At 41.4% G+C, this 21,847-nt stretch carries 21 protein-coding genes; 15 read left to right on the top strand and 6 right to left on the bottom strand.

The features are described from left to right. Window positions 1–62 precede the first annotated feature (62 nt). Window positions 63–770 carry a GTP cyclohydrolase I FolE gene (folE, locus tag AC1F2U_RS25540; protein WP_480263626.1) on the top strand — a complete coding sequence of 236 codons (708 nt, stop codon included), beginning with the start codon at window positions 63–65 and terminating at the stop codon, window positions 768–770. A gap of 81 nt (window positions 771–851) precedes the next feature. On the opposite strand, the gene AC1F2U_RS25545 is transcribed toward folE, so the two are convergent. Beyond that, complete coding sequence (locus tag AC1F2U_RS25545; RefSeq protein WP_480263627.1) at window positions 852–1,496, bottom strand: phosphoribosylanthranilate isomerase; 645 nt, start codon at window positions 1,494–1,496, stop codon at window positions 852–854. 121 nt (window positions 1,497–1,617) lie between these two features. Here AC1F2U_RS25545 and psaK point away from each other — a divergent pair, with 121 nt between their 5' ends. The 4 genes from psaK (at window position 1,618) to AC1F2U_RS25565 (ending at window position 6,048) form a co-directional block, all read left to right on the top strand. After that, on the top strand, window positions 1,618–1,872 hold the full coding sequence (gene psaK, locus AC1F2U_RS25550; protein WP_094349748.1) for a photosystem I reaction center subunit PsaK: 255 nt from the start codon (window positions 1,618–1,620) through the stop codon (window positions 1,870–1,872). Window positions 1,873–2,149: 277 nt separating this feature from the next. Continuing rightward, window positions 2,150–3,346, top strand: a complete 1,197-nt coding sequence (locus tag AC1F2U_RS25555; RefSeq protein WP_480263629.1) for a site-2 protease family protein — start codon at window positions 2,150–2,152, stop codon at window positions 3,344–3,346. A 256-nt stretch (window positions 3,347–3,602) separates the two neighbouring features. Next, the gene (der, locus tag AC1F2U_RS25560; RefSeq protein ID WP_480263631.1) at window positions 3,603–4,973 is read left to right on the top strand and encodes a ribosome biogenesis GTPase Der; all 1,371 of its coding nucleotides are present in this window, start codon (window positions 3,603–3,605) and stop codon (window positions 4,971–4,973) included. A gap of 157 nt (window positions 4,974–5,130) precedes the next feature. After that, the gene (locus AC1F2U_RS25565; protein WP_480263632.1) at window positions 5,131–6,048 is read left to right on the top strand and encodes an energy-coupling factor transporter transmembrane component T family protein; all 918 of its coding nucleotides are present in this window, start codon (window positions 5,131–5,133) and stop codon (window positions 6,046–6,048) included. Between the two features lie 250 nt (window positions 6,049–6,298). Here AC1F2U_RS25565 and AC1F2U_RS25570 read toward each other — a convergent pair whose 3' ends face one another. After that, window positions 6,299–6,676: a hypothetical protein gene (locus AC1F2U_RS25570; RefSeq protein ID WP_480263634.1), complete on the bottom strand. Its 378-nt coding sequence runs from the start codon at window positions 6,674–6,676 to the stop codon at window positions 6,299–6,301. 179 nt (window positions 6,677–6,855) lie between these two features. Here AC1F2U_RS25570 and pipX point away from each other — a divergent pair, with 179 nt between their 5' ends. The 5 genes from pipX to AC1F2U_RS25595 all read left to right on the top strand — a co-directional run bounded on the left by pipX (window position 6,856) and on the right by AC1F2U_RS25595 (window position 12,511). Then, window positions 6,856–7,134, top strand: coding sequence for a transcriptional coactivator PipX (gene pipX, locus AC1F2U_RS25575; protein ID WP_069068710.1), 279 nt, complete (start codon window positions 6,856–6,858; stop codon window positions 7,132–7,134). After that, window positions 7,131–7,799, top strand: coding sequence for a YggS family pyridoxal phosphate-dependent enzyme (locus tag AC1F2U_RS25580; RefSeq protein WP_480263635.1), 669 nt, complete (start codon window positions 7,131–7,133; stop codon window positions 7,797–7,799). Before pipX ends, AC1F2U_RS25580 begins: the two co-directional genes overlap by 4 nt. Window positions 7,800–8,166: 367 nt before the next feature. Next, the gene (locus AC1F2U_RS25585) at window positions 8,167–8,775 is read left to right on the top strand and encodes a cell division protein SepF (protein ID WP_334842184.1); all 609 of its coding nucleotides are present in this window, start codon (window positions 8,167–8,169) and stop codon (window positions 8,773–8,775) included. Between the two features lie 106 nt (window positions 8,776–8,881). Beyond that, entirely contained in the window at window positions 8,882–9,700 is an 819-nt protein-coding gene (gene proC / locus AC1F2U_RS25590; RefSeq protein WP_480263637.1) for a pyrroline-5-carboxylate reductase, read from the top strand. A 135-nt stretch (window positions 9,701–9,835) separates the two neighbouring features. Then, on the top strand, window positions 9,836–12,511 hold the full coding sequence (locus AC1F2U_RS25595; RefSeq protein ID WP_480263638.1) for a DEAD/DEAH box helicase: 2,676 nt from the start codon (window positions 9,836–9,838) through the stop codon (window positions 12,509–12,511). Window positions 12,512–12,753: 242 nt separating this feature from the next. On the opposite strand, the gene AC1F2U_RS25600 is transcribed toward AC1F2U_RS25595, so the two are convergent. Beyond that, window positions 12,754–13,134, bottom strand: coding sequence for a hypothetical protein (locus AC1F2U_RS25600; RefSeq protein ID WP_334842189.1), 381 nt, complete (start codon window positions 13,132–13,134; stop codon window positions 12,754–12,756). Between the two features lie 575 nt (window positions 13,135–13,709). On the opposite strand from AC1F2U_RS25600, the gene AC1F2U_RS25605 reads away from it, so the two are divergent. The 3 genes from AC1F2U_RS25605 (at window position 13,710) to AC1F2U_RS25615 (ending at window position 17,128) form a co-directional block, all read left to right on the top strand. Beyond that, window positions 13,710–15,710 (top strand): heavy metal translocating P-type ATPase, encoded by a 2,001-nt coding sequence (locus AC1F2U_RS25605; protein WP_480263640.1) that lies wholly within the window; start codon window positions 13,710–13,712, stop codon window positions 15,708–15,710. A gap of 95 nt (window positions 15,711–15,805) precedes the next feature. Continuing rightward, window positions 15,806–16,483, top strand: coding sequence for a hypothetical protein (locus tag AC1F2U_RS25610; RefSeq protein WP_480263641.1), 678 nt, complete (start codon window positions 15,806–15,808; stop codon window positions 16,481–16,483). Window positions 16,484–16,528: 45 nt separating this feature from the next. Further along, window positions 16,529–17,128, top strand: a complete 600-nt coding sequence (locus AC1F2U_RS25615; protein ID WP_480263642.1) for an SMI1/KNR4 family protein — start codon at window positions 16,529–16,531, stop codon at window positions 17,126–17,128. 111 nt (window positions 17,129–17,239) lie between these two features. Here the strand turns inward: AC1F2U_RS25615 and AC1F2U_RS25620 are convergent, their stop codons facing one another. Further along, entirely contained in the window at window positions 17,240–18,688 is a 1,449-nt protein-coding gene (locus AC1F2U_RS25620) for a HEAT repeat domain-containing protein (RefSeq protein WP_480263643.1), read from the bottom strand. Window positions 18,689–18,753: 65 nt separating this feature from the next. On the opposite strand from AC1F2U_RS25620, the gene AC1F2U_RS25625 reads away from it, so the two are divergent. After that, a complete protein-coding gene (locus tag AC1F2U_RS25625) occupies window positions 18,754–18,957 on the top strand; it encodes a hypothetical protein (protein WP_480263644.1) in 204 nt (67 codons plus the stop codon). Between the two features lie 410 nt (window positions 18,958–19,367). Here AC1F2U_RS25625 and AC1F2U_RS25630 read toward each other — a convergent pair whose 3' ends face one another. After that, on the bottom strand, window positions 19,368–20,456 hold the full coding sequence (locus tag AC1F2U_RS25630; protein WP_480263645.1) for an aromatic ring-hydroxylating dioxygenase subunit alpha: 1,089 nt from the start codon (window positions 20,454–20,456) through the stop codon (window positions 19,368–19,370). Between the two features lie 339 nt (window positions 20,457–20,795). On the opposite strand from AC1F2U_RS25630, the gene AC1F2U_RS25635 reads away from it, so the two are divergent. Further along, window positions 20,796–21,230, top strand: a complete 435-nt coding sequence (locus AC1F2U_RS25635) for a heavy metal-responsive transcriptional regulator (RefSeq protein ID WP_480263646.1) — start codon at window positions 20,796–20,798, stop codon at window positions 21,228–21,230. A gap of 386 nt (window positions 21,231–21,616) precedes the next feature. Here AC1F2U_RS25635 and AC1F2U_RS25640 read toward each other — a convergent pair whose 3' ends face one another. Further along, a complete protein-coding gene (locus tag AC1F2U_RS25640; RefSeq protein ID WP_480263647.1) occupies window positions 21,617–21,844 on the bottom strand; it encodes a hypothetical protein in 228 nt (75 codons plus the stop codon). Window positions 21,845–21,847 lie beyond the last annotated feature (3 nt).

Consider the following 21,847-nt stretch of genomic DNA (forward strand, 5'->3'; position numbering starts at 1 on the left):
AGAATTTTTAACTCATAACTCATAACTCATAACTAAATTAAAACCATAACCAAGACTGAATCATGACTATTGCTAGTTCCAACGGTTCCAATTGCTCTCAATCGCCTCTGATTCCCGATTTGGCAGAAGCCATAACTCCTAGACCCGATCGCAACACCCACAACGGGCGACAAGCAGATGTGTCCCCACCAAAAGAGGAACATCTGGAGGAAATGAAGGACGCCGTGCGGACACTAATATTGGGAGTTGGCGAAGACCCCGAACGCGAAGGACTCCTGAAAACACCCAAACGAGTAGCCGAGGCAATGCGGTTTCTGACCAGTGGCTACACCCAATCTCTTGAAGAACTCGTTAACGATGCCATCTTTGATGAAGGGCATAGCGAGATGGTACTTGTTAGAGATATTAACTTCTTTAGTCTGTGCGAACACCACATGCTGCCATTTATGGGTAGAGCGCACGTTGCTTATATTCCCAACCAAAAAGTTGTCGGATTGAGTAAGCTGGCCCGCATTGTTGAGATGTATTCCCGTCGCTTACAAGTACAAGAGAGACTAACTCGTCAAATTGCCGAAGCAATCCAGACCGTCCTAGAACCTCAAGGCGTTGCTGTAGTGATGGAAGCTAGCCACATGTGCATGGTAATGCGTGGCGTTCAGAAACCAGGTTCTTGGACTGTCACTAGCGCAATGATTGGTGCGTTCCAAGAGGAACACAAAACCCGCGAAGAATTTTTTAACTTGATTCGCCACCAACCAGCATTCTTTTAAGTGCTGAGTGCTGTTAGCGGTAGCGGGGCGTTTAGCCCGTGCTGAGTTAGGAGTTAGGAGTTAATTTACAACTGATGACTCCTAACTTCTAAGTAACTCAATGTTCTTCAGACTGTGAAATAGCAGTGCTACTTTATCTAAATCCTTATCTCCAGGTGTCCGTTCCACACCACTAGATAAATCAATGCCGCTAGGATTAACCTGATTTAGGGCTTCCACAATATTATCAGCTGTTAATCCTCCTGCTAAAAGCCAAGGACAACTAGGGCTAAATTGCTCTAGCATCGTCCAATCTAAAGTTTTGCCTGTACCACCCAGTTGTTGCGGATGGTAGGCGTCAAGTAGCAAAGTATCGACGTATTTGGTGTAATCATCTGCTGTGTCAAGATGCTCAAGACTACGAATTCTCAGTGCTTTAATAATTTCAATATTGGGTAAAGCTTGACGCAATTGGTAGCAAAAATCTGATGATTCATCTCCGTGTAACTGTACACCAGTTAATCCAGAATCAGCAACTATCTGACTGATTTCAGCGATACTAGCGTTGGCAAAAACCCCAATTGTGTCAATATTTGCCGAGAGTTCTGCCACTGCTGCCCGAATTTGGGATGTAGTTACGTAACGAGGTGAGTTTGGCACACAAATAAATCCTAGTGCCGTTGCGCCTAGAGAGGCGATCGCTATAGACTGCTGTGGTTGAGTGATACCGCAAATCTTAACGCGCATGAATATTTAACAAATTTAAACTAATTATCAGAAAAGTCTAAACTATCTAAAAAATTTTTGGGCCTTGTAATTTTATAATCTTGTAGGTCTACATTAACTTTTCCATTTAGGAGACAAAAGCTTGATTTCCTCTATTTTATTAGCAGCAGCTGAAACTGTTCCCGCAACACCTGCGTGGAATCCCACAGTAGGAATCATCATCAGCATCAGCAGCTTAGTAATGGTTTTACTAAGTACTAGGATTGAAAAACCCCTAGTTGGCCCCAAGTTCCCTATTCTGCCGATTAGTATTCCAACATTCGTTGCTGCGATGGCTTTTGGTCATATTATTGGCGTTGGCATCGTTTTAGGACTGACTAACATCGGTCGTCTATAGTTTTGTGATGACAGAGGTGTTACTTGTAACCCCGCTATCAATGCAAAACTTCTAAAACCGATTTTGGGCAGGGGGAGTAGGCAAGAAATAACTTATGCCCCATGCCCAATTCCCAATTCAAGAGTGTTGCTGACAGGCATTAATTGTCTATTCTAGAAATAAGAGCATTTCGTCATTTGTTACTACCAAATTGATACTCAACCATAGATGTGTATAGGAATAAATGTAGTAATTCGGTATAAAAAGTACTGACGATATCTAGTTTTAGGGCAATGTAATGCAAACAAATTGGAGAATTGGGTCATTATTTGGAATTCCCCTGTTTTTAGACCCGTTATGGTTTGTAATTTTAGGGTTGGCAACCCTGAATTTTGGGGTAGCTTATCAGGAATGGGGGCCTGTTATAGCTTGGAGTGCTGGAATAGTTATGGCACTGCTGCTATTTGCTTCGGTATTGTTACATGAGTTGGGTCATAGCTTGGTAGCCCGATCGCAAGGTATTAGAGTTAATTCAATTACCCTATTTATGTTTGGCGGGATTGCTGCCATTGAAGAAGAATCTAAAACTCCTTTCAAAGCCTTTCAAGTAGCGATCGCTGGGCCTTTGGTAAGTATCATCCTATTTGTCCTGCTCCGTCTGGCAGCTATTGTAATACCTGATACGAATCCCCTCAGTGTCATGGTTGGAGATTTAGCGAGAATTAACTTAGTGGTGGCTCTATTTAACCTGATTCCCGGCTTACCTCTAGATGGGGGGCAAGTGTTAAAAGCAGCACTATGGCAAATTACAGGTAATCGTTTTCAAGCCGTACACTGGGCTGCAAGGGCTGGGCAAATATTGGGTTATGCTGCGATCGCTCTCGGATTTGTTGTAGATTTCGTCACCAGAGAGTTAGTAGTTGGTTTGTGGATTGCGCTGTTGGGTTGGTTTGCTGTCCGCAACGCTAACACCTATGACAACATGACTACATTGCAAGAAAGCCTACTCAAGGTGGTGGCGGCTGATGCGATGACTCGTGACTTTCGCGTAATTGATGCTGACCAGACATTACGTTCCTTTGCCGATTTATACCTCTTAGAAACCACTCCCTCACAAGTTTATTTTGCCGCTTCTGATGGACGTTACCGGGGTCTAGTTTCCATTGACGATTTCCGTTTAACCCAAAGAAGTGAATGGGAAACCGAAACCTTACACAGCATAGTGCATCCGTTGACAGAAATACCTACCGTTGCAGAATCAACAGCGATCGCTGAGGTAATTAACAAGCTAGAAAATGAGCAGTTACCGAGAATTACCGTCCTTTCTCCTGCTGGTGCTGTAGCTGGTGTAATTGACCGGGGAGATATTGTGCGATCGCTGGCACAAAAGTTAAATTTGCAGATAACCGATGCTGAAATTAAGCGCATCAAGGAAGAAGGTAGCTATCCGCCTGGGTTGCAACTGGGAGTAATCGCGAAATCAGCTACAAATTAAACGTCACATCCTCGTCATAGGTTTGCAATAGATACGTCAAAAGCGTGTGTGATATTGAATTTGGTATTTGGTTACAAAATGCTTTTTTTGGGTAAAAGGTAGGACTTCCTACCTTTTTTATTTTTCAAAGTATGGCATTACCAAACAGCCCATCGTAGACATCGCCTCAAATGATGGCAAATTATTAAAACTTCAAGTTTAAAGCGAGTAAAATGGAGGAACGTGATATACTACACCTCTCACTTACCCTGGTTTTATGGCACTGCCAATTGTTGCAATTATCGGACGCCCAAATGTGGGCAAATCCACCCTGGTTAATCGACTCGCCGGGGAACAAACGGCGATTGTCCATGATGAACCGGGAGTGACACGCGATCGCACTTATCTTCCAGCTTTCTGGAATGGTCGTGAATTTTTAGTGGTAGACACCGGTGGTTTAGTTTTTAATGATGATACCGAATTTTTACCACTGATTCGCCAACAGGCAATGACAGCCCTTGCAGAAGCTTGTGGCGCTATTTTTGTAGTCGATGGTCAAACAGGCCCCACCTCGGCAGATTTAGAAATTGCCGAATGGATGCGCCAACAACCCTTACCTGTCCTACTAGCTGTAAATAAATGTGAATCCCCAGAACAGGGCTTAATGCAAGCTGCCGAGTTTTGGGAATTGGGATTGGGCGAACCTTACCCCATCTCCGCGATTCATGGCAGTGGTACAGGGGAGTTACTCGACGAGTTAGTTAATCACATCCCTGCTATTGAAGATATTCCAGACACGAATGAAATCAAAGTAGCAATTGTGGGACGCCCGAATGTCGGCAAATCGAGCTTACTCAATTCTTTTGTCGGGGAAGAAAGGGCAATTGTCAGCCCCATTTCCGGCACTACCCGCGATGCTATTGATACTGTCATCGAACGAGCCGGACAAACCTACCGCTTGATTGATACTGCCGGCATTCGCAAAAAGAAACACATCGAATACGGCACAGAATTCTTTAGTATTAATCGGGCTTTCAAAGCGATTCGTCGCGCTGACGTGGTTTTATTAGTAATAGATGCCGTCGATGGAGTCACCGAGCAAGACCAAAAATTAGCTGGGCGGATTATCGAAGAAGGTCGAGCTTGCATCATCGTCGTTAATAAGTGGGATGCTGTCGAAAAAGACTCTTACACAATCTACGACTACGAAAAAACTCTGCAATCACGGTTACATTTTACCGAATGGGCAGAAACAATTTTTGTAAGTGCCTTGTCAGGACAACGGGTAGAAAAGATTTTAGAATTGGTGAAAACGGCGGCGGAATCACACAAACGCCGTGTCAGCACATCAGTTATTAACGAAGTTTTAACAGATGCCGTCAGCTGGCATTCACCACCGGCATCCCGTGGTGGGCGTCAAGGGAAGATTTATTATGGTACACAAGTAAGCAGCCAACCACCAACGATCGCACTATTTGTCAACGACTCGAAACGCTTCAACGACAACTACCGCCGCTACATTGAACGGCAATTCCGGCAACAGCTAGGATTTAAAGGCACGCCAATTATTTTGCTGTGGCGGAGCAAGAAAGTCCGTGATGCCGAAAGTGGTAATGTTAATAGAGCAACTCGCGTCAAAATAAGTTAGAAGACGCGATGAATCGCGTCTGTACAAGAGTTATGAGTTAAAGTCAAAATTGCTAACTATAGAACCCTATCTACTTGAGTTTGATAGCGGCACAAGGTAAAAGTTATGAGTTAAAGTCAAAACTCCTAACTCTTCATTTCTCACTCGTAACTCTAAAATGGATTTATTGCGATCGCTGCCACTTGGACTTTATTTAGAACAACCCCAAACTTGGCTGCATAAAATCGATCCGCGAGTCAAGTTCGCCTGGTTGATGAGCTTTTTAACAAGCTATGTTTTAGCCAACAACAATTGGCGGGTGCTGCTGGTGGTAATATTAATCGTTGCCACCTTGATTGCCAGAATTCCTCGACGCGTATGGCAGCAGCAAATGGGTTGGCTATTAATGCTATCGTTTTTTGTGCTAGCGATCGCAGCCATCAGTCCTGATGGACTGGGTGTAGATTATCAGTCACGCTTGCCAGCTAATGAACAAATATTAACCCAGCAAGCATTCTCTAATAATATTCAAGAGCCACCAGCCGAGAAAAAAGCATACAGCTACGTGCTATTTCACAAAGGCCCGGTTAAAGTGACTCGTTACTCATTGAGTTTGGCTGTACGCCTAAGTACACTTATATTTACTGTCATTTACAGTACCAACCTCTATCTGCTGACAACCGCACCAGAAGAAATCACATCTGGCATAGAAAGCTTAATGCAACCCTTGCGACGCTTCAAGTTGCCTGTCACAGAAATTGCTTTAACTTTAACCTTGTCCTTGCGCTTCATTCCCTTGGTTTTAGAAGAAGTGCAAAACTTATTTCGCTCCGTAATGACAAGGGCGATTAATTGGAAAAAGCTGGGATTAAAAGGAGCATTTAAGGTTTGGATGACAGTCGCAGAGAGACTTTTAGAAAATCTGCTCTTACGAGCCGACCAAATGGCGAATGCCATGATGGTGCGGGGTTTTACCAGTCCGAATGAGCATCGAGTCCAGTGGCACGACTTACGATTAAAAGGGCGTGACTGGCTGGCGATCGCAACTTTAATCTTATTCTGGGGAATACGACTAGCTATAGGAACTCAGGCGTAATTTTGCACTGAGAAAATGGTAAGAGGTAATACAGCAGAATTCAGGAGTCAGAAGTAAAAAATTAAATCGCCGTCTCTACCAAAGACTAATTATTGTAGAGACGGCGATTCATCGCGTCTCTTGCCTTAACCGAAAAGTATTGAGATATAGGTAACAATATGGTAGGGTAAATTGAACAGATACCCAGCCATAAAATTGATCCCCTACCATTTCCTGTAGATTTTAGCTATTAACCAGCCTTACGCGAACCCTACAAATTAATCTCAAGATTTTTGACCGACACCCTGATGAATCTCTGCACAACGCTCAGGCACAAATTCCACCACTGAAAATACTGGATAATCAATAGACCTTTTGGCATAAATGATAGTTTTCTTTCCAGTCCCCAATTTTGTGCCATTGGGCGACAGTTGTGGCAGTATGGAAAGAAGTTGAAAAATTCGCCGTTGCCGTTGGGAACTTCAAAGGGTGTTTTTCCTTCCCACGTCGAACTTTCAACCAGAGGAGCGGCAATATTTTGTGCCTTGTCCCTACAGATTGCTAAATTGAAGTCACCAAAGCAGATGGTGATATTTGTCGAACAGCCTCTACTCTTTGAATCTACGCTTCGCGGCTTCTGTTGTACCATTGCGCTTCACTACCACTAGCTTCATCTGCCCATTAGGAACTAGATCGAGGTCTTCGTAACCGCAGCTTCGCATTTTAATCAAATATTCTGACGAATGTTGGTATTATCGTCTGAATGTTTGGAATTCACTGCGAAAAGATATATATACTCTTCCACCTTGACTACACCTTGACTCTTAAATGAATCCAGAAAACGCAGAAACTTACATAAACCATCCAACTTGGGGTTTACTCTACAAAATCTGTATGGTTGATGAGAACCAGGATTTGTTCACCACACTTTATGCCCAGCGCTTATTTTTTTTGGTGGCAAATGACGTTAAAGGTGTTAAATTCCAGTCTCTAGGACGTACTGAGGCGAGAATGATGTTGGAAAATCGCTTACGTACTCTGCGGCGCAGTGGGCATTCTCAGGAGTACGATCAGCTTCAGAGTGTTTTCCAGCGCACCTTCCAATGAACAGTTCGATTTCCGAACGTATTCTTTCTATTCGTTCCTCACTGCCAACTTCAGTCAAATTGATTGCTGTTAGCAAGCAAGTTTCTGTCCAGGCCATTCGGTCTGCATACAATGCAGGAATTCGTGATTTCGGGGAAAGTCGTATCCAAGAAGCTGCCAGCAAACAAGCCGAGTTGCAAGACTTACCGGATATTATCTGGCACTTTATTGGACATTTGCAAAGCAATAAAGCCAAAAAAGCCATCGAGCATTTCCCTTGGATTCACTCCGTGGATAATTTGAAGCTGGCACAGCGCTTAGACCAATTGGCGCAACAGCTAGGAGTGAGTCCCCAGGTTTGCCTGCAAGTGAAAATTCTCCCCGATCCCAACAAGTCTGGTTGGAGTGTGCCAGAACTTTTGGCTGATTTACCCACACTCAATCAATACAAAAGTTTACAAATTCAAGGTTTGATGACAATTCCGCCATCAGGATTAAAAGATTCTGAAATTCTCAGTGTGTTTAATCGCAATCGTCAGCTAGCCAAAGAAATACAGGAGCAAAACTGGTCGCATATTAAAATGCAGCACCTATCTATGGGTATGTCAGGCGACTACGAACTGGCAGTGCAAGCAGGCGCAACGATGGTACGATTAGGAACAATCTTGTTTGGCGATCGCTCTTAGCCGATTAATCATCAGCCTTACTCTTCAGTATTAATAGAAGCTAAGGATTTGATGACAAGAATTTTGTAACAGACTGGTGCAATCGGAAACAAAGGATATAGTATTGACAAGAGCAATCGCCAATAGAAAATGGGGTATAAAGAAGTTTCCTTCGGATAAACCTTAGGATATAATCTTTACTCATTATTATGTTTAGGCGATGCACAGACCTTTCCAATAAGTGTCAGTTCATCGCCAAAACCCGTAGTATGGGCTACAACTAGCAATACAGTTGGTGAAGTATCCACCGATGTAGCGAGCGCTCCTATCTCAACTAATCCTCAGCCAAGTCATTACAGGCTATTCGCACCAGGAGAGTACACACACAATGAACAACATTTTTTCCAAACTCAGAGACTTTGTGGGTCTAAATGAGCAGGTAGAATACGAATATTACGAAGAAGAACCAGAAACAGATAATAATAACAATTACCAAAATCTGTATCAGCAAGAAAATCCCCAGCCAGCACCACAAGAGAGTCCAGCCGCTCAAAATCGACGCTGGCGGGAACCAGTGCCTACAATGGGAGATGATATGACAGCAGGTTCAAAGCCAATGGGGAATGTGATTGGTATGCCAGGAGCAATTAACGGAATTTCGGAAGTTTTAGTACTCGAACCACGCACCTTTGAAGAAATGCCCCAGGCAATTCAAGCGTTGCGCGAACGCAAGTCAGTGGTATTAAATCTGACAATCATGGACCCAGATCAAGCTCAACGAGCAGTAGATTTTGTAGCAGGTGGTACTTACGCACTAGATGGACATCAAGAACGCATCGGTGAGAGCATCTTTTTGTTTACACCAAGTTGTGTCCAAGTTAGTACCCAAGGTGGCGTTCTTCATGAAGTACCACAACCACCAGTCCGTCCCTCTCGTCCGACAACAGGTACTCCAAATCAAACCTGGGGCAACGAAACTAACCGGATGGCACAATAAAGTTAAATTAGTAGTTAGTCCTTTGTCCTTTGTCATTTGTCCTGGGTTTTGCTCATGGTGACAAATGACAAACGACTAATGACCAATGACTAATGACCAATGACTAATGACTATAAAATTTGGACTAATTGGTGGTGGGGTAATGGGAGAAGCGCTCTTATCCCGCCTTATCGCGCGTGGAATTTATCAATCATCAGAAGTCATAGTTAGCGAACCCCTATCTTCACGCTTAGATTTTTTAAAGCAGCAATACGGTGTTGCTGTGACGACAGATAATAGCCAGGTTTTCACCGAAGCAAAAGAAGTTCTATTTTTGGCAGTGAAACCGCAGGTGTTTAGCGCGATCGCTCAAGAATTAGCACATATTGATATTCTTAATAGAGAACATACACCTCTAATCATTTCTATTTTGGCGGGTGTGCCCTTAAGTCAGCTAGAAGCTGCATTTTTGCAATTGCCAGTGATTAGAGCAATGCCTAACACCCCGGCAACAGTGGGAGCAGGAGTTACAGCGATTTGTTTAGGTGCATATACCAATGCCAAGCATCACCAAATAGCACAGCAAGTTTTTTCTGCTGTGGGTGAAGTGGTGGAAGTTTCAGAAGCGCTGATGGATGCAGTTACAGGGCTATCTGGTAGCGGCCCCGCTTACGTGGCGCTCATGGTAGAAGCACTTGCAGATGGCGGAGTAGCCGCAGGTTTACCTAGAACAATTGCCAATCAACTAGCCTTGCAAACCGTACTGGGAACAGCAAAACTGTTGCAGGAAACCAAAATACACCCAGCAGAACTCAAAGATCGCGTTACCAGTCCCGGTGGTACAACCATTGCGGGGATTGCCAAGCTAGAACAGGCAGGATTTCGTTCCGCTTTAATTGAAGCAGTCAAAGCTGCCACAGAGCGATCGCAAGAGCTGGGAAAATAATTTAAGAGTCCTTTGTTATTTGTCCTTTATCCTTCGTGAAAAACTAATGACTAATGACCAATGACAAATGACTAATAACGAAGTTGACAAAAGACTCGTTAGTATAGTAAACAATCTGGTTGCAAATGTGATTGAGTGAATTATCCTGCACCGTCTCCAGAACTTGACTTAGGGTTTATATTTCCCTTTGAACTGGATCAGTTTCAAAAAGAAGCGATCGCGTCCCTGAACGCTGGGCGCTCCGTAGTTGTATGTGCGCCCACAGGTTCGGGCAAAACATTAGTTGGGGAATACGCCATTTATCGCGCCCTAGCGCGAGGAAAACGCGTATTTTATACTACTCCCTTGAAGGCGCTGTCGAATCAAAAATTACGTGACTTTCGAGAAAAATTCGGGTTCGATCGAGTCGGGCTGTTAACTGGAGATGCTTCTATTAACAGAGATGCACCGATTTTGGTGATGACCACAGAAATTTTCCGAAATATGCTTTATGGTACACCCATTGGGCAAATCGGCATCTCATTAGTAGACGTTGAAGCGGTGATACTTGATGAATGCCACTACATGAACGATCGGCAGCGCGGTACTGTTTGGGAAGAATCAATCATCTATTGTCCCCGTGAAGTGCAACTGGCAGCCCTCTCAGCAACGGTTGCCAATAGCGATCAACTCACCGATTGGCTAAATCGCGTTCACGGCCCAACAGACCTGATTTACTCCGATTTTCGCCCAGTCCCCTTAGAATTCCACTTTTGCAATCCCAAAGGGTTATTTCCCCTACTGAATGATAGCAAAACCAAAATTAACCCCCGACTTCAGAAGAAGAAGGGGAAAGGGGGAGAAAGAGACAGAGGGAGAAATGGTAGACCTGAAGCTCCGGGTATAATTTTTACCCTCAGTCAGCTAGAGCAACGGGATATGCTCCCAGCAATTTACTTTATCTTCAGCCGCCGGGGATGTGATAAAGCGGTGGCGGAAGTGGGTGATTTATGGCTGGTAAATAGTGAAGAGTCGCAAATTTTACGGGAACAGATTGATGACTTTTTAGCCCGTAATCCCGAAGCTGGGCGTTCTGGACAAATTGCCCCCCTGTATCGGGGAATTGCTGCCCACCACGCGGGGATTTTACCTGCTTGGAAAGCACTGGTAGAAGAACTATTTCAGCAAGGGCTGATTAAAGTCGTATTTGCCACCGAGACACTAGCAGCGGGAATTAATATGCCCGCTCGGACAACGGTAATTTCTACCCTTTCCAAGCGTACCGATACTGGACACCGCCTGTTAAACGCTTCCGAATTTTTGCAAATGGCGGGACGAGCAGGCCGCCGGGGGATGGATAAACAAGGTCATGTGGTGACAGTCCAAACTCCCTTTGAAGGAGCTAAAGAAGCCGCGTATTTGGGGACATCCAAGCCTGACCCTCTAGTAAGCCAGTTTACGCCCAGTTATGGCATGGTACTCAACTTGCTGCAAACCCACACCCTAGAGCAAACTAGGGAACTGATAGAGCGCAGTTTTGGGCAGTACATGGCGACCTTGCATTTACGGCCGGAATACGATGAGATTGCCGAATTGCAAACCCAATTAGCTCAACTTCATGAACAAATCGCCGCGGTTAATGAAAATGAACTGGCTGTTTATGAAAAATTGCGGCAACGCCTAAAGGTGGAACGCCAGATATTGAAAACCTTGCAAGAGCAAGCACAGGAAAACCGCCAAGAGGAATTGGTGATGATGTTGGGCTTTGCAGTGTCAGGAACTCTGTTGAGTCTCAAGGGCAAAAATATCACAGTGTCTTCACCCGTAACGGCAGTTTTAGTAGGAAAATCACCTGGTTCTGGTCAAGCTCCTTACTTGGTATGCTTGGGGCACGATAACCGCTGGTATGTGGCAACTACAGGGGATGTAGTCGATTTGTATGCCGAACTGCCGCGAATTGAAGTGCCGCCTAATGTATTACCACCACCAGAGATGCCTTTGAAGCCAGGACAGTCACGCCGTGGTAACGAAGAAAGCTTTGCGATCGCTGTGCGTATTCCCAATCCGATAGAATCTTTGCATCTAGCACCAGAAGTAGCAGAACAACTCAGTCACGTTACAGCTGTTCAAGAGCAATTAGAAGCTCATCCCCTACATCAATCAGGCAATGCAGCAACGCTTTTCAAACGTCGGGCCCGCTATGTCGAACTAGAAGCCGAACTCGAACAGTTGCAAGGGCAAGTAGAACAACAGTCACAACGTCATTGGGAAGAATTTCTCAATTTAATCGCCATTCTGCAACACTTTGACGCTTTGGATAACTTAGTCCCCACACAATTAGGGCAAATCGCTGCCGCTATTCGCGGGGAAAATGAATTGTGGCTGGGTTTAGTATTTGCTAGTGGTGAATTGGACAACTTAGACCCGCATCATTTAGCAGCAGCAGCAGCGGCTTTGGTGATGGAAACGCCCCGCCCAGATAGCAAGGTTAACTTTGAGCTTAGTAATGAAGTGGCAGAAGCCTTGAAAAAATTGCGGGGAATTCGCCACCAAATGTTCCAACGACAACGGCGGTATAACGTAGCGCTACCTATATGGTTGGAATTTGAGTTAATTGCCATAGTCGAACAATGGGCGCTGGGAATGGAGTGGACTGAACTCTGCGAGAACACTACCTTGGATGAAGGCGATGTCGTGAGAATTTTACGCCGAACTTTGGATTTATTGTCGCAGATACCCCACATTCCCCATTTGCGAGACTCTTTCTTGCGTAATGCCTATCGGGCGATGCAGTTGATTGATAGATTCCCTGTGAATGAGGTGGTTGAATAAATAGGACGCTCTGACAGACACAGAGTATTTAATAATTTCTGTGCGTCTTTTTCTCTGAGTACTTATGCAAAAATAGCTGCTGTTGGGGCAATTCATGAATTGCCCCAGCAACGAACTTAAATGTTACCAAATAATAGTAGTGGTACTTAGTTAAAAATGCTTTTTTGGTTTCGTATATTTTTTATGCGTATCGATCGCGTGTATCTAACAAAAGTTATAGTCGCTATCAGCGCTATTCAATCTTAGTACACCAAGTTTCCAGTACCCTGCAACTGACGCAAAGAATTTATACATAATGGACAGTCGCAGCCAAATACCCTAATTGCAGCATCGCTTTCCTCTTCAGTAAAGTTCAACATGGCAATATTCCGATCTGATACTGATGTGACAATAGTTGAGGAACTTGTAGAGGTATAGGGACGTTTTCTCTCTGAATCTCGAATGCACACAAAATCTTTTCCACCATGTGGGTTAGTGATACAGGTACGACCGTCTTGTGTGTGCAGTAATCGCTGTGTAATGCTACCACTAGCATGGGCAGGATGAAATGCCACCAGCGTAGACATCATCGACACAAAAATTGAGGAACTGGAAAGCAAATTCAGAAGAATTCTTTTGTTCATAGATTTCCTTGAGAAAACTGTCTACTAGATTAGGGTATTCGATTAACTTTCAAACTTCAAGTGAATTTTCCCTAAGAATAGCTAGATAGACACTTGTTATCCAAAAAAGTTCCATCTCTTTACCAGTTTGGTCGTAAATTATTTACTACATCATAATTCAGCAATCAAACAGGCTTGATGTCTAGCTTTTAGACGCCACGTTATGTAATTCAGCAAATTTCAATCCGCTGTAGATTGCCAAGACGGTTATTATTTGCTTGATGTAAGTATAAGAGCTTAATTAAATTAGAGCTAGTAATTAGCGGCTCTAGCCGTTTAAATTCTTATACAGAGCAATAAATCGCTCACTACGAACAAAAGTTATATCTTACATAATTCTATACAATTGAAAGCCGCTATAGCTATCTTTACAAGATTATAAATCTTAATTTTAATCAAAAGATGGTGTATATATTTAGCAATAAATTTGAGATAGATTCTCGTTCTTAAAATATCAACTTGTAAAAACTTCTTTTTTTTATTACATTTAAAAAAAAGCTCATATCTCAACTAATTTGCTAGCCTACATAGAAAAAATGAAGCAGAAAGTACATTCGGAATCTTCAGATTGTTGCAGCGGTGAACATGACCATCACGAGAATCATAACCATGTTCATAATCACAATCATGATGAGAATCATAACCATGACCATGACCACAATCACGAACACGGTGGAGAATTTAATCTGAAAAATGAACTATTGCCTTTGGTTGCGATTTTAAGTTTATATGCGCCTGGTGTAATTTTTGAAAATCAATTACACAATACGCTTTATTCAATAGGTGAATATCTGCTTTTTATCCCTGCCTATTTATTAAGTGGATGGAGTGTTTTAAAAACTGCTGGGCGTAATATACTCAGAGGTAGAATATTTGATGAAACCTTTTTGATGACAGTAGCGACACTAGGGGCGATCGCAATTCATAAATTACCCGAAGCTGTCGGAGTCATGTTATTTTATAAAATTGGAGAATTGTTCCAAGATATTGCCGTCAGCCGTTCTCGTAATTCCATCAAAGCATTATTGGAAGTCCGTCCAGACTATGCCAACATCCAAATAGAAGGGGAACTAAAAAAAGTATCGCCAGAAACAGTGAATATTGGGGATATTATCATTGTTAAACCCGGAGAAAAAATTCCTTTAGATGGCGAAGTTATAGATGGTAGCTCGCAAGTTGATACATCTGCATTAACTGGCGAATCTGTACCGCGAACAGTAAGAATTGGAGAAACAGTTCTGGCTGGAACTATCAATAAAATAGGTGTTCTCAGCATTAGAGTAACAAAACTTTTTGATGAATCTTCCATTGCCAAGATTTTAGACTTAGTGCAAAATGCTAAAAGTAAAAAAGCAGAAACAGAAAAATTTATTACTAAATTTGCCAGATATTATACGCCAATCGTAGTTTTTACATCTCTAGCAGTTGCAATACTACCTCCTTTATTCATTTCTGGTGCAACATCTTCCGAATGGATTTATCGTGCCCTAATTTTACTAGTTATCTCCTGTCCGTGTGGACTCGTTATCAGTATTCCATTAGGTTACTTTGGAGGTGTGGGAGGTGCAGCTAGACGTGGTATTTTGGTTAAAGGATCTACTTTTTTAGATACTTTAAATGCAGTCAATACAGTTGTTTTTGATAAAACTGGAACATTAACTAAAGGAGTATTTAAAGTAGCAAAAATAGTACCAGAAAATGGCTTTGATGGACAAGAATTATTGCAACTAGCTGCCAAAGTAGAATCGCACTCAAATCATCCCATCGCTCAATCTATCCGTAAGGCTTATGGTGGAAAAATAGATGAATTTGAGGTGAGAGATTATGAAGAGATCGCAGGTTATGGAATTAGAGCCAAGGTTGAAAATAAGCTAGTGATAGCAGGAAGCGATCGCCTACTCCACAGAGAGAAGATTGCTCATAATAATTGCCAGTTAGAGGGAACAGTTATTCATATCGCAGTGGATAATATTTACGCTGGATATATTGTCATTGCTGATGAACTGAAAGAAGATGCGAGGCTTGCTATTCAAGCACTCAAGCGAATGGGTGTAGAGAGAACAGTAATGTTGACAGGAGATAATCAAGCGATCGCTTCCCGGATTGCTCAACAGCTAGGCATAGATACTTACGAAGCAGAGTTATTACCTGAAGAAAAAGTTAATGCCATTGAGAAGTTACTCAGCACCGCAGGCAAGCATGGTAAAGTTGCCTTTGTTGGGGATGGCATTAATGATGCGCCAGTGATTGCTAGAGCAGATGTTGGCATGGCAATGGGTGGATTAGGTTCAGATGCCGCGATCGAAACTGCCGATATTGTGATCATGACAGATGCACCATCAAAAGTGGCAGAAGCAATCCAAATCGCCAGAAAAACTCGTAAAATTGTTTGGCAAAATATTGGGTTTGCTTTAGCAATTAAAGGTTTATTTATTGGATTGGGTATTTTTGGTATAGCGACAATGTGGGAAGCTGTATTTGCTGATGTCGGAGTGGCAATGCTAGCAATTTTAAACGCAACTAGAGCGATGAAATAAAGTGATTGGGAAATCGGGAATCTTTAATTGGTAATTTGTAGTAGTTAAATTATGAGTACTTATCACTCATATTCTACTACCCAATAATAGAACCTATGAATTTATCAATCAAAGGGATTGCTACAGCTACTTTAGCTTTACTGCTAAACTATTCAGCAAACCCAGCCTTTGCACTACCCCAGCAAATAAATCACCCAATTACTGTTGCTAAATCGCAACCTTTAAAAGATACCTTAATTGTTCCTGGGGAACGAGTGGGACCGATAACACGCACAACCACCAAGCAGGATTTAGTCAAACTGTTTGGTGCATCCCATCTCGTTGATAAAACTATCTCTGGTGCTGAAGGAATAGGTAGTTTTGCAGCTACTCAGTTAAATCTAAATCAGGGGCGATCGCTCTTGGTAGTTTGGAGTGATAATACTCGTACCAAACCTCTAGATGTGCGTAACCTGGGTTCAGCTTGGAAAACCCGCGAAGGTATTGGAGTGGGAACCCCTTTGAGTGAATTACGCAAGAAATTAGGTAATTTTAAACTTTATGGATTGGCGTGGGATTACGGCGGTACTATTTTGTTGGATAGTAGTAAATTATCCCGTTATCAAGGCAAACTCATTCTCCGAGTAGATACTGCTTCTAATGCTTCTGAAAAGTTCCCCAATGACTATCAAGCAGTGTCTGGGGATAGTACTTTTTCTTCCACCAATCCCCACTGGAAACCTTTGGGAATTAGGTTAGCAGAAATTATCGTTGTATTGAATTCAAGTGAGTAGTGGTATGTTAAACATCAGTTTAGCTTTCTGAAAGTATTACAAATAATGAAAAAAAGCCACTGGAAAAACCGTATTAGAGAACGGAGTCAAAAACGAATAGAAATATTTCTTGAAAATTATGATGAAGAATGTTTGTCCCCAGAAGTTCGGAAATCTGGCTACTTAGGTTATCCTGGTGCAACTGAGGAGGAAATAGTTGCTACCGAAGCTCGTTTAAATGTAACTTTTCCACCTTCTTACCGGGAGTTTCTGAAAGCTTCTAATGGGTTGCGTCCTATATCAGAATATGGTCTAGAATTTTGTGGAACTGAAGATATTGTATGGTATGCTCTTGATCGTCAAGATTGGATAGATAAATTAATCGAAACTTGGTCTGAATCACCATTAACAGACGAAGAGTATTTTGTTTATGGCGATGAGCAATATGATGACATATCCCGACCAGAGTATCTACAAACAGCATTGGAAATAAGCAGTGAAGATATGGGTCTGATATTTTTACTAAATCCTCAGATCGTTGCAATAGATGGTGAATGGGAAGCTTGGTTTTGTAGTTTTTCAACTGCTTCATTTGGAGCACAGCGTTATCGCTCATTTGGTGAAATGATGGAGGAAATATTAAACGACCCAGAATTTATTGGATAAATTGGGATATTCAATAAATTGGAATATCTGAATATTAGTCAAATGGGAAATAATTAAAATTACAGAGATCTAATATTGAAGAACTTAAAACATTCTGGGATCGATTAGTTATTAGGATTGATTTTCTCTCATTTTTTCCAATAAACCAGTCAAAAAACGCCGATGATTATCATCTTGGCAGGTAGAAAAGATTTCTGTAAGAGCAGCAATTGCAGCCGAATTTCCCACTCCAATTTCTGCTAACGTCTTAACGGCATTCCAATAATCAACACTTTTAAGCGTTGGCAGTAGTTCAATTAATGTGGCAATAGCATTATTATTACCAATACCTATTTTTTGGAGAGCTTCAGTTGCAAGGCACCAAAAATAATGGTCATCACAAATACGCATTAAAGAAGTTAAAGCATCAACAGCCTCTGAACTAGTAACTGTCATTTTTCCGAAGGCTTTAGCTATAGCGCGGCGTTCTTCTAAATCCTGAACATTATAAGCTAAATCAATTAAAGTACGAAGAACAATCTGGTTATTGACACCAATCATACTTAAACCTCTAATAACCGCAGGACGTATTAAAGTATGTGTTCTTGGAAGTACTTCAATTAAAACTGTAATTACATCTGCATTACCAATAGCAATCTTTTCTAAGCTGTAAACAATTGCTGATATAGCTATTTCATACTGAGGTAGATGTAATAGTTTAATTAATGCATTAATTGCGTCTAAATTTCCAACATTAACATAACCTAAACTTTCCGCTAATATGAAAATAAATTCTTGGCTACGGTTGTTTTCTGCCAACCTAATTATAGTTTTATAATCAATTTTTGCGATAATACGAGCAATTAATCCTTGACTATAATGTTTTTTATAGCCTATAATAGGCTCATAATTACCAGATAAGAACATTTCTGTTAATTTATTAATTGCATCAGTATTCCCCACTGCAATTTGTTCTAAAATTGATAATGCTGTACAGCGAGTACGATATTCTTGTGCAGTTCTCGCAGTTTCAACTATGGCATTGATAGTATCTTGACTAGTATCCTCAATGCGTTTTAAGCTCTTAGCAGAAGTTTGGCGAGCATAATCATAAAAACTATTGTGTATTAAATAAATCAAAGTTTGAATTGCATCTTGGCTACCTTTACCGATGTACCCCAAGGTATAAGCAATGGCTTCGCGAGTTACTTCATCAGAACTGCTACGTGCTAGGTTAGCCAGAGTCGTAATTGCCTGTTCGTTACAAACAGCAATTTTAGCTAGGTTCTGTGCTATTACCCTACAAGTAGGTGGCTGAACAATACTGAGTTGCTTAATTAGTGTTTGAATAACATCATTGTTATCAGTACCAATTTTGCCTAAGCTTTGAATTCCTACCCAGCGCGTAGGTTCATCTTGTGTGGTGCATACTAGCTCAATTAAGGCATTAATTACATCTGCATTACCAGCATCCAAAAACCCCAAACGTTCAGCAACCTGTTTGAGAACTGGGTTATCCTGACTTGTGTGTAGTTGTTTAATTAAAAAATTAATATTGTCTTGCTCTTGCTGGTTGCTCATTGGTTTTCATAAAAATTACCTTGTAACCAATATCCTAAATCTGTGTAAATAATGGCATTTTTACAGTGCGATCGCAACAAAAACTAGACGCACTTCAGGCAGAGTTTGACATCCGCAGCGAGAAGTTAAAGCAGATGAAGAAAGCTGTAGCTATTGAGGCTGCTACGGCAGTTAAGTTTCAATTAGAACAGCAACTTCTTGATGAAGAGGCGAAACTAGCATATCTTAACGATGAACTTGATAAACTTGAGTCTGCATTACAATCATGAGACTTATGTAAATATACAGTTATTTGGTACATGAAAATCAGGATTTACTCACCGAGAAACAAGGAAAATAGAGATATTCAGTTAATTGGTGTTTGTTTATACTATTTCATTTTTTTGTAGTCGTTATACTCATAACTTAGGTTCTACCTGGGAATTAGGAAGTGGCTTATGCCACTTCTTTTTATTTATCTAGTAGTCCAGTAAAAAAGTAACTTTGTTAAACTTTTAATTTTTATTAATTGTTATATAATTTCAGAAAATACTTGCTAGACATACATTGGTAGAGGCGTATAGATGTACGCCTCTACAAACGATTCATTTCTTGCAAAGATTGTTGACAATAGTTATGATATCGTGTGCGTTTAATTGGCCAAGCAGTCTGACGGAATTTTGGTCATATAGACATGATGTTAGTCATTACTCATTGTATCTTGCCATCTCTCACGCCTGGGCTTGCTCTCCACATCGCGCGATCGCCCTTCTTTCCAAGTCCCCCACATTAGGGATTGCTGTTTTTCAACATGGTTAATAAACTGCATAATTGAGTGATCTGGTTTGATGGGAGTTTTCAAATCAAACTGAATTGTTTGAAGAATCTTGATGTCACCCATGAGAAAGTACTTAGCTGTAATCTTAGTCAGCCATAGTACAACTCGATTACATAACCAACCAAAAATTCCTTTACGTTTTTTAGTCATCAACAGAACTTGACCTTCAGTTTTTCCGCCTTCGTGGAGGCGAACTGCAACCATCATGTGGACATGGAAGAAATCAGGGCCAAGTGTCACAATGCCAATACTACCGTACCAATAGCAAATACTGTAAGTTATGACATTTTTGTAGAAAAGACGGATGAGCTTAATGAACGAGAAATTGTCTTTGATGGGTGTAGTATTACTAAAGATAATTGCATTTTCGTTCAGTTCATGTCTTTCAAAAATAATTTCTAGTGGCAATTTGTGAACTGTATTGAGGTGTTGAGCATCGATGGCATTAATCATCACCACATTGGGATGACAGTTCAGCAAAAAGTGGGAATGGATGGCGACATCACACTCTTTTTGTTCTAACTCTGGAACAAAAGGTAGAGGTTGCTGTGGTATTTCTCCAGTCCAAACCCAAATCATCCCGTACTTTTCAGCAGTGGGCCAAGTTTGTAACTTTAGGGAAGGCGGCGTATCTAAACATGGGATATCAATACACATCCCCTCAGCATCAAACTTCCAGTGATGGAAAAAACAACGTAGTGCATTACCCTCAACTTTGCCTTCAGCAAGGTGAGCGCCCATGTGTGGACAGTAAGCATCAAAGGTAACTACTCTTTTGTCTTTACCACGGTAAATTACTAATTCTCTACCCAAAATCGTGACAGGTTTTACTTCACCCACCCGCAGATTTTGAGAAGGTATTACCCAATACCATCCCTCAATAAAACGCTCTGGATTATTGAAATTTTTAGGTTTACGGTTTGAGCTAAAAGTCTGCGAATTGAGAATCATTTTTATGGTTTCACTTGAGGTGAAGCTGTTAATCTAGAAGTAACATGAGAACTCTAAAAAAACAGTTACTTTCAGTACCATGACAAACAGTTACTCAATCAATAGCTCAAAGTAGAGAGGCAAAATATTGAGTAAAATCTGTTAAAATTGTGCTAGTCAAATATGAGCTTATATAAGCTGATATCTATTGAGAATAGATATTTGAAAAATTACAACTTAGTAATAGTTTTAATTAGATAAAAATTTAAACTACTGATGCCGAATTTTGCTAAACTCTCAAATGACTTTATAAATTAATAAAATATGTCATAATAATTACAATATTTGGGAAAATCTGTCGTGTTAACTCAGGAGACAAAACTGCTTTTAATTGGTCAGGTAACAGATATAAGCGGAATCCCCATCAGGACAATTCGCTATTACGAGAGTTTAGGCTTAATCAAATCATCAAGACGAACAGAGGGAGGCTTCCGCCAGTTTTCATTGGATGTGCTGACTCGTCTAGCGTTCATTAAAAGGGCACAAAATCTTGGTCTTAGCTTAGAGGAGATTGGAAATATTCTTCAGGTTTATGACCAAGGACAAGCTCCCTGTGGTGAAATTCAAGAAAAGCTCGAAGACAAGCTCTTGCAAATCGATCGCCAAATCGATCAGTTGTTAACTTTACGGTCTGAAATAAAGGGATTACTTTCAGGCTGGAAGAATATGGGCGGACAGCATGAGGATACAATTTGTCCGATCATTCAAAATACTAGTAATATCATGTCCGCTTGATTACTTAGTTAAACTCCCAGAACCCCAAAGAGCCAAAGCGATGCTTTGTCTCCCTCTCTCGCAAATCTACAGTGTATACACATAAGTCTTTGAAAGTTGTCCCACAAGCTTTTGATTCCCCAAACTACCCTTAAAAACGGGGGCAAAAACTTCTCAAAGTCCTCTTTTTAAGGGAGACAGGACTTACGCAAAAATTGCTAAAAAGCTTAAATTATCGAACCGCCAAGACGCCAAGAGCGCCGAGAATTCGTAGACTGTGCGTAAGTCCTGGGAGATTTAGAAGGGTTGCACAGCTAGCTGTGCAACCCTACAAATTTTTATGCAATTGAAAACTGCTATAGTGCCGGGTACTGAAAAATAGATAAAGCAATTTCTTCATTCTTCACTTAGGACTCAGGACTTTTATAGAGAAGAAACCACCACAACTCTAGTCCAATTAAGGCTAAACCTGCGATCGCAACACCAACTTTTAAGCCCAAAGGTTGCTCAATACTATGAAATTGGCTGTTTTGCTCTGGTGAATGGGCTGGCATTTCTGCTAATGCTACGCCTGATGTTCCAGCGAGCAGCACTAAAGCTGTAAAGCTTCCCCAAAGCGTTTTTTGACTGAACATTTC

Source organism: Nostoc sp. LEGE 12454 (assembly GCF_056620565.1).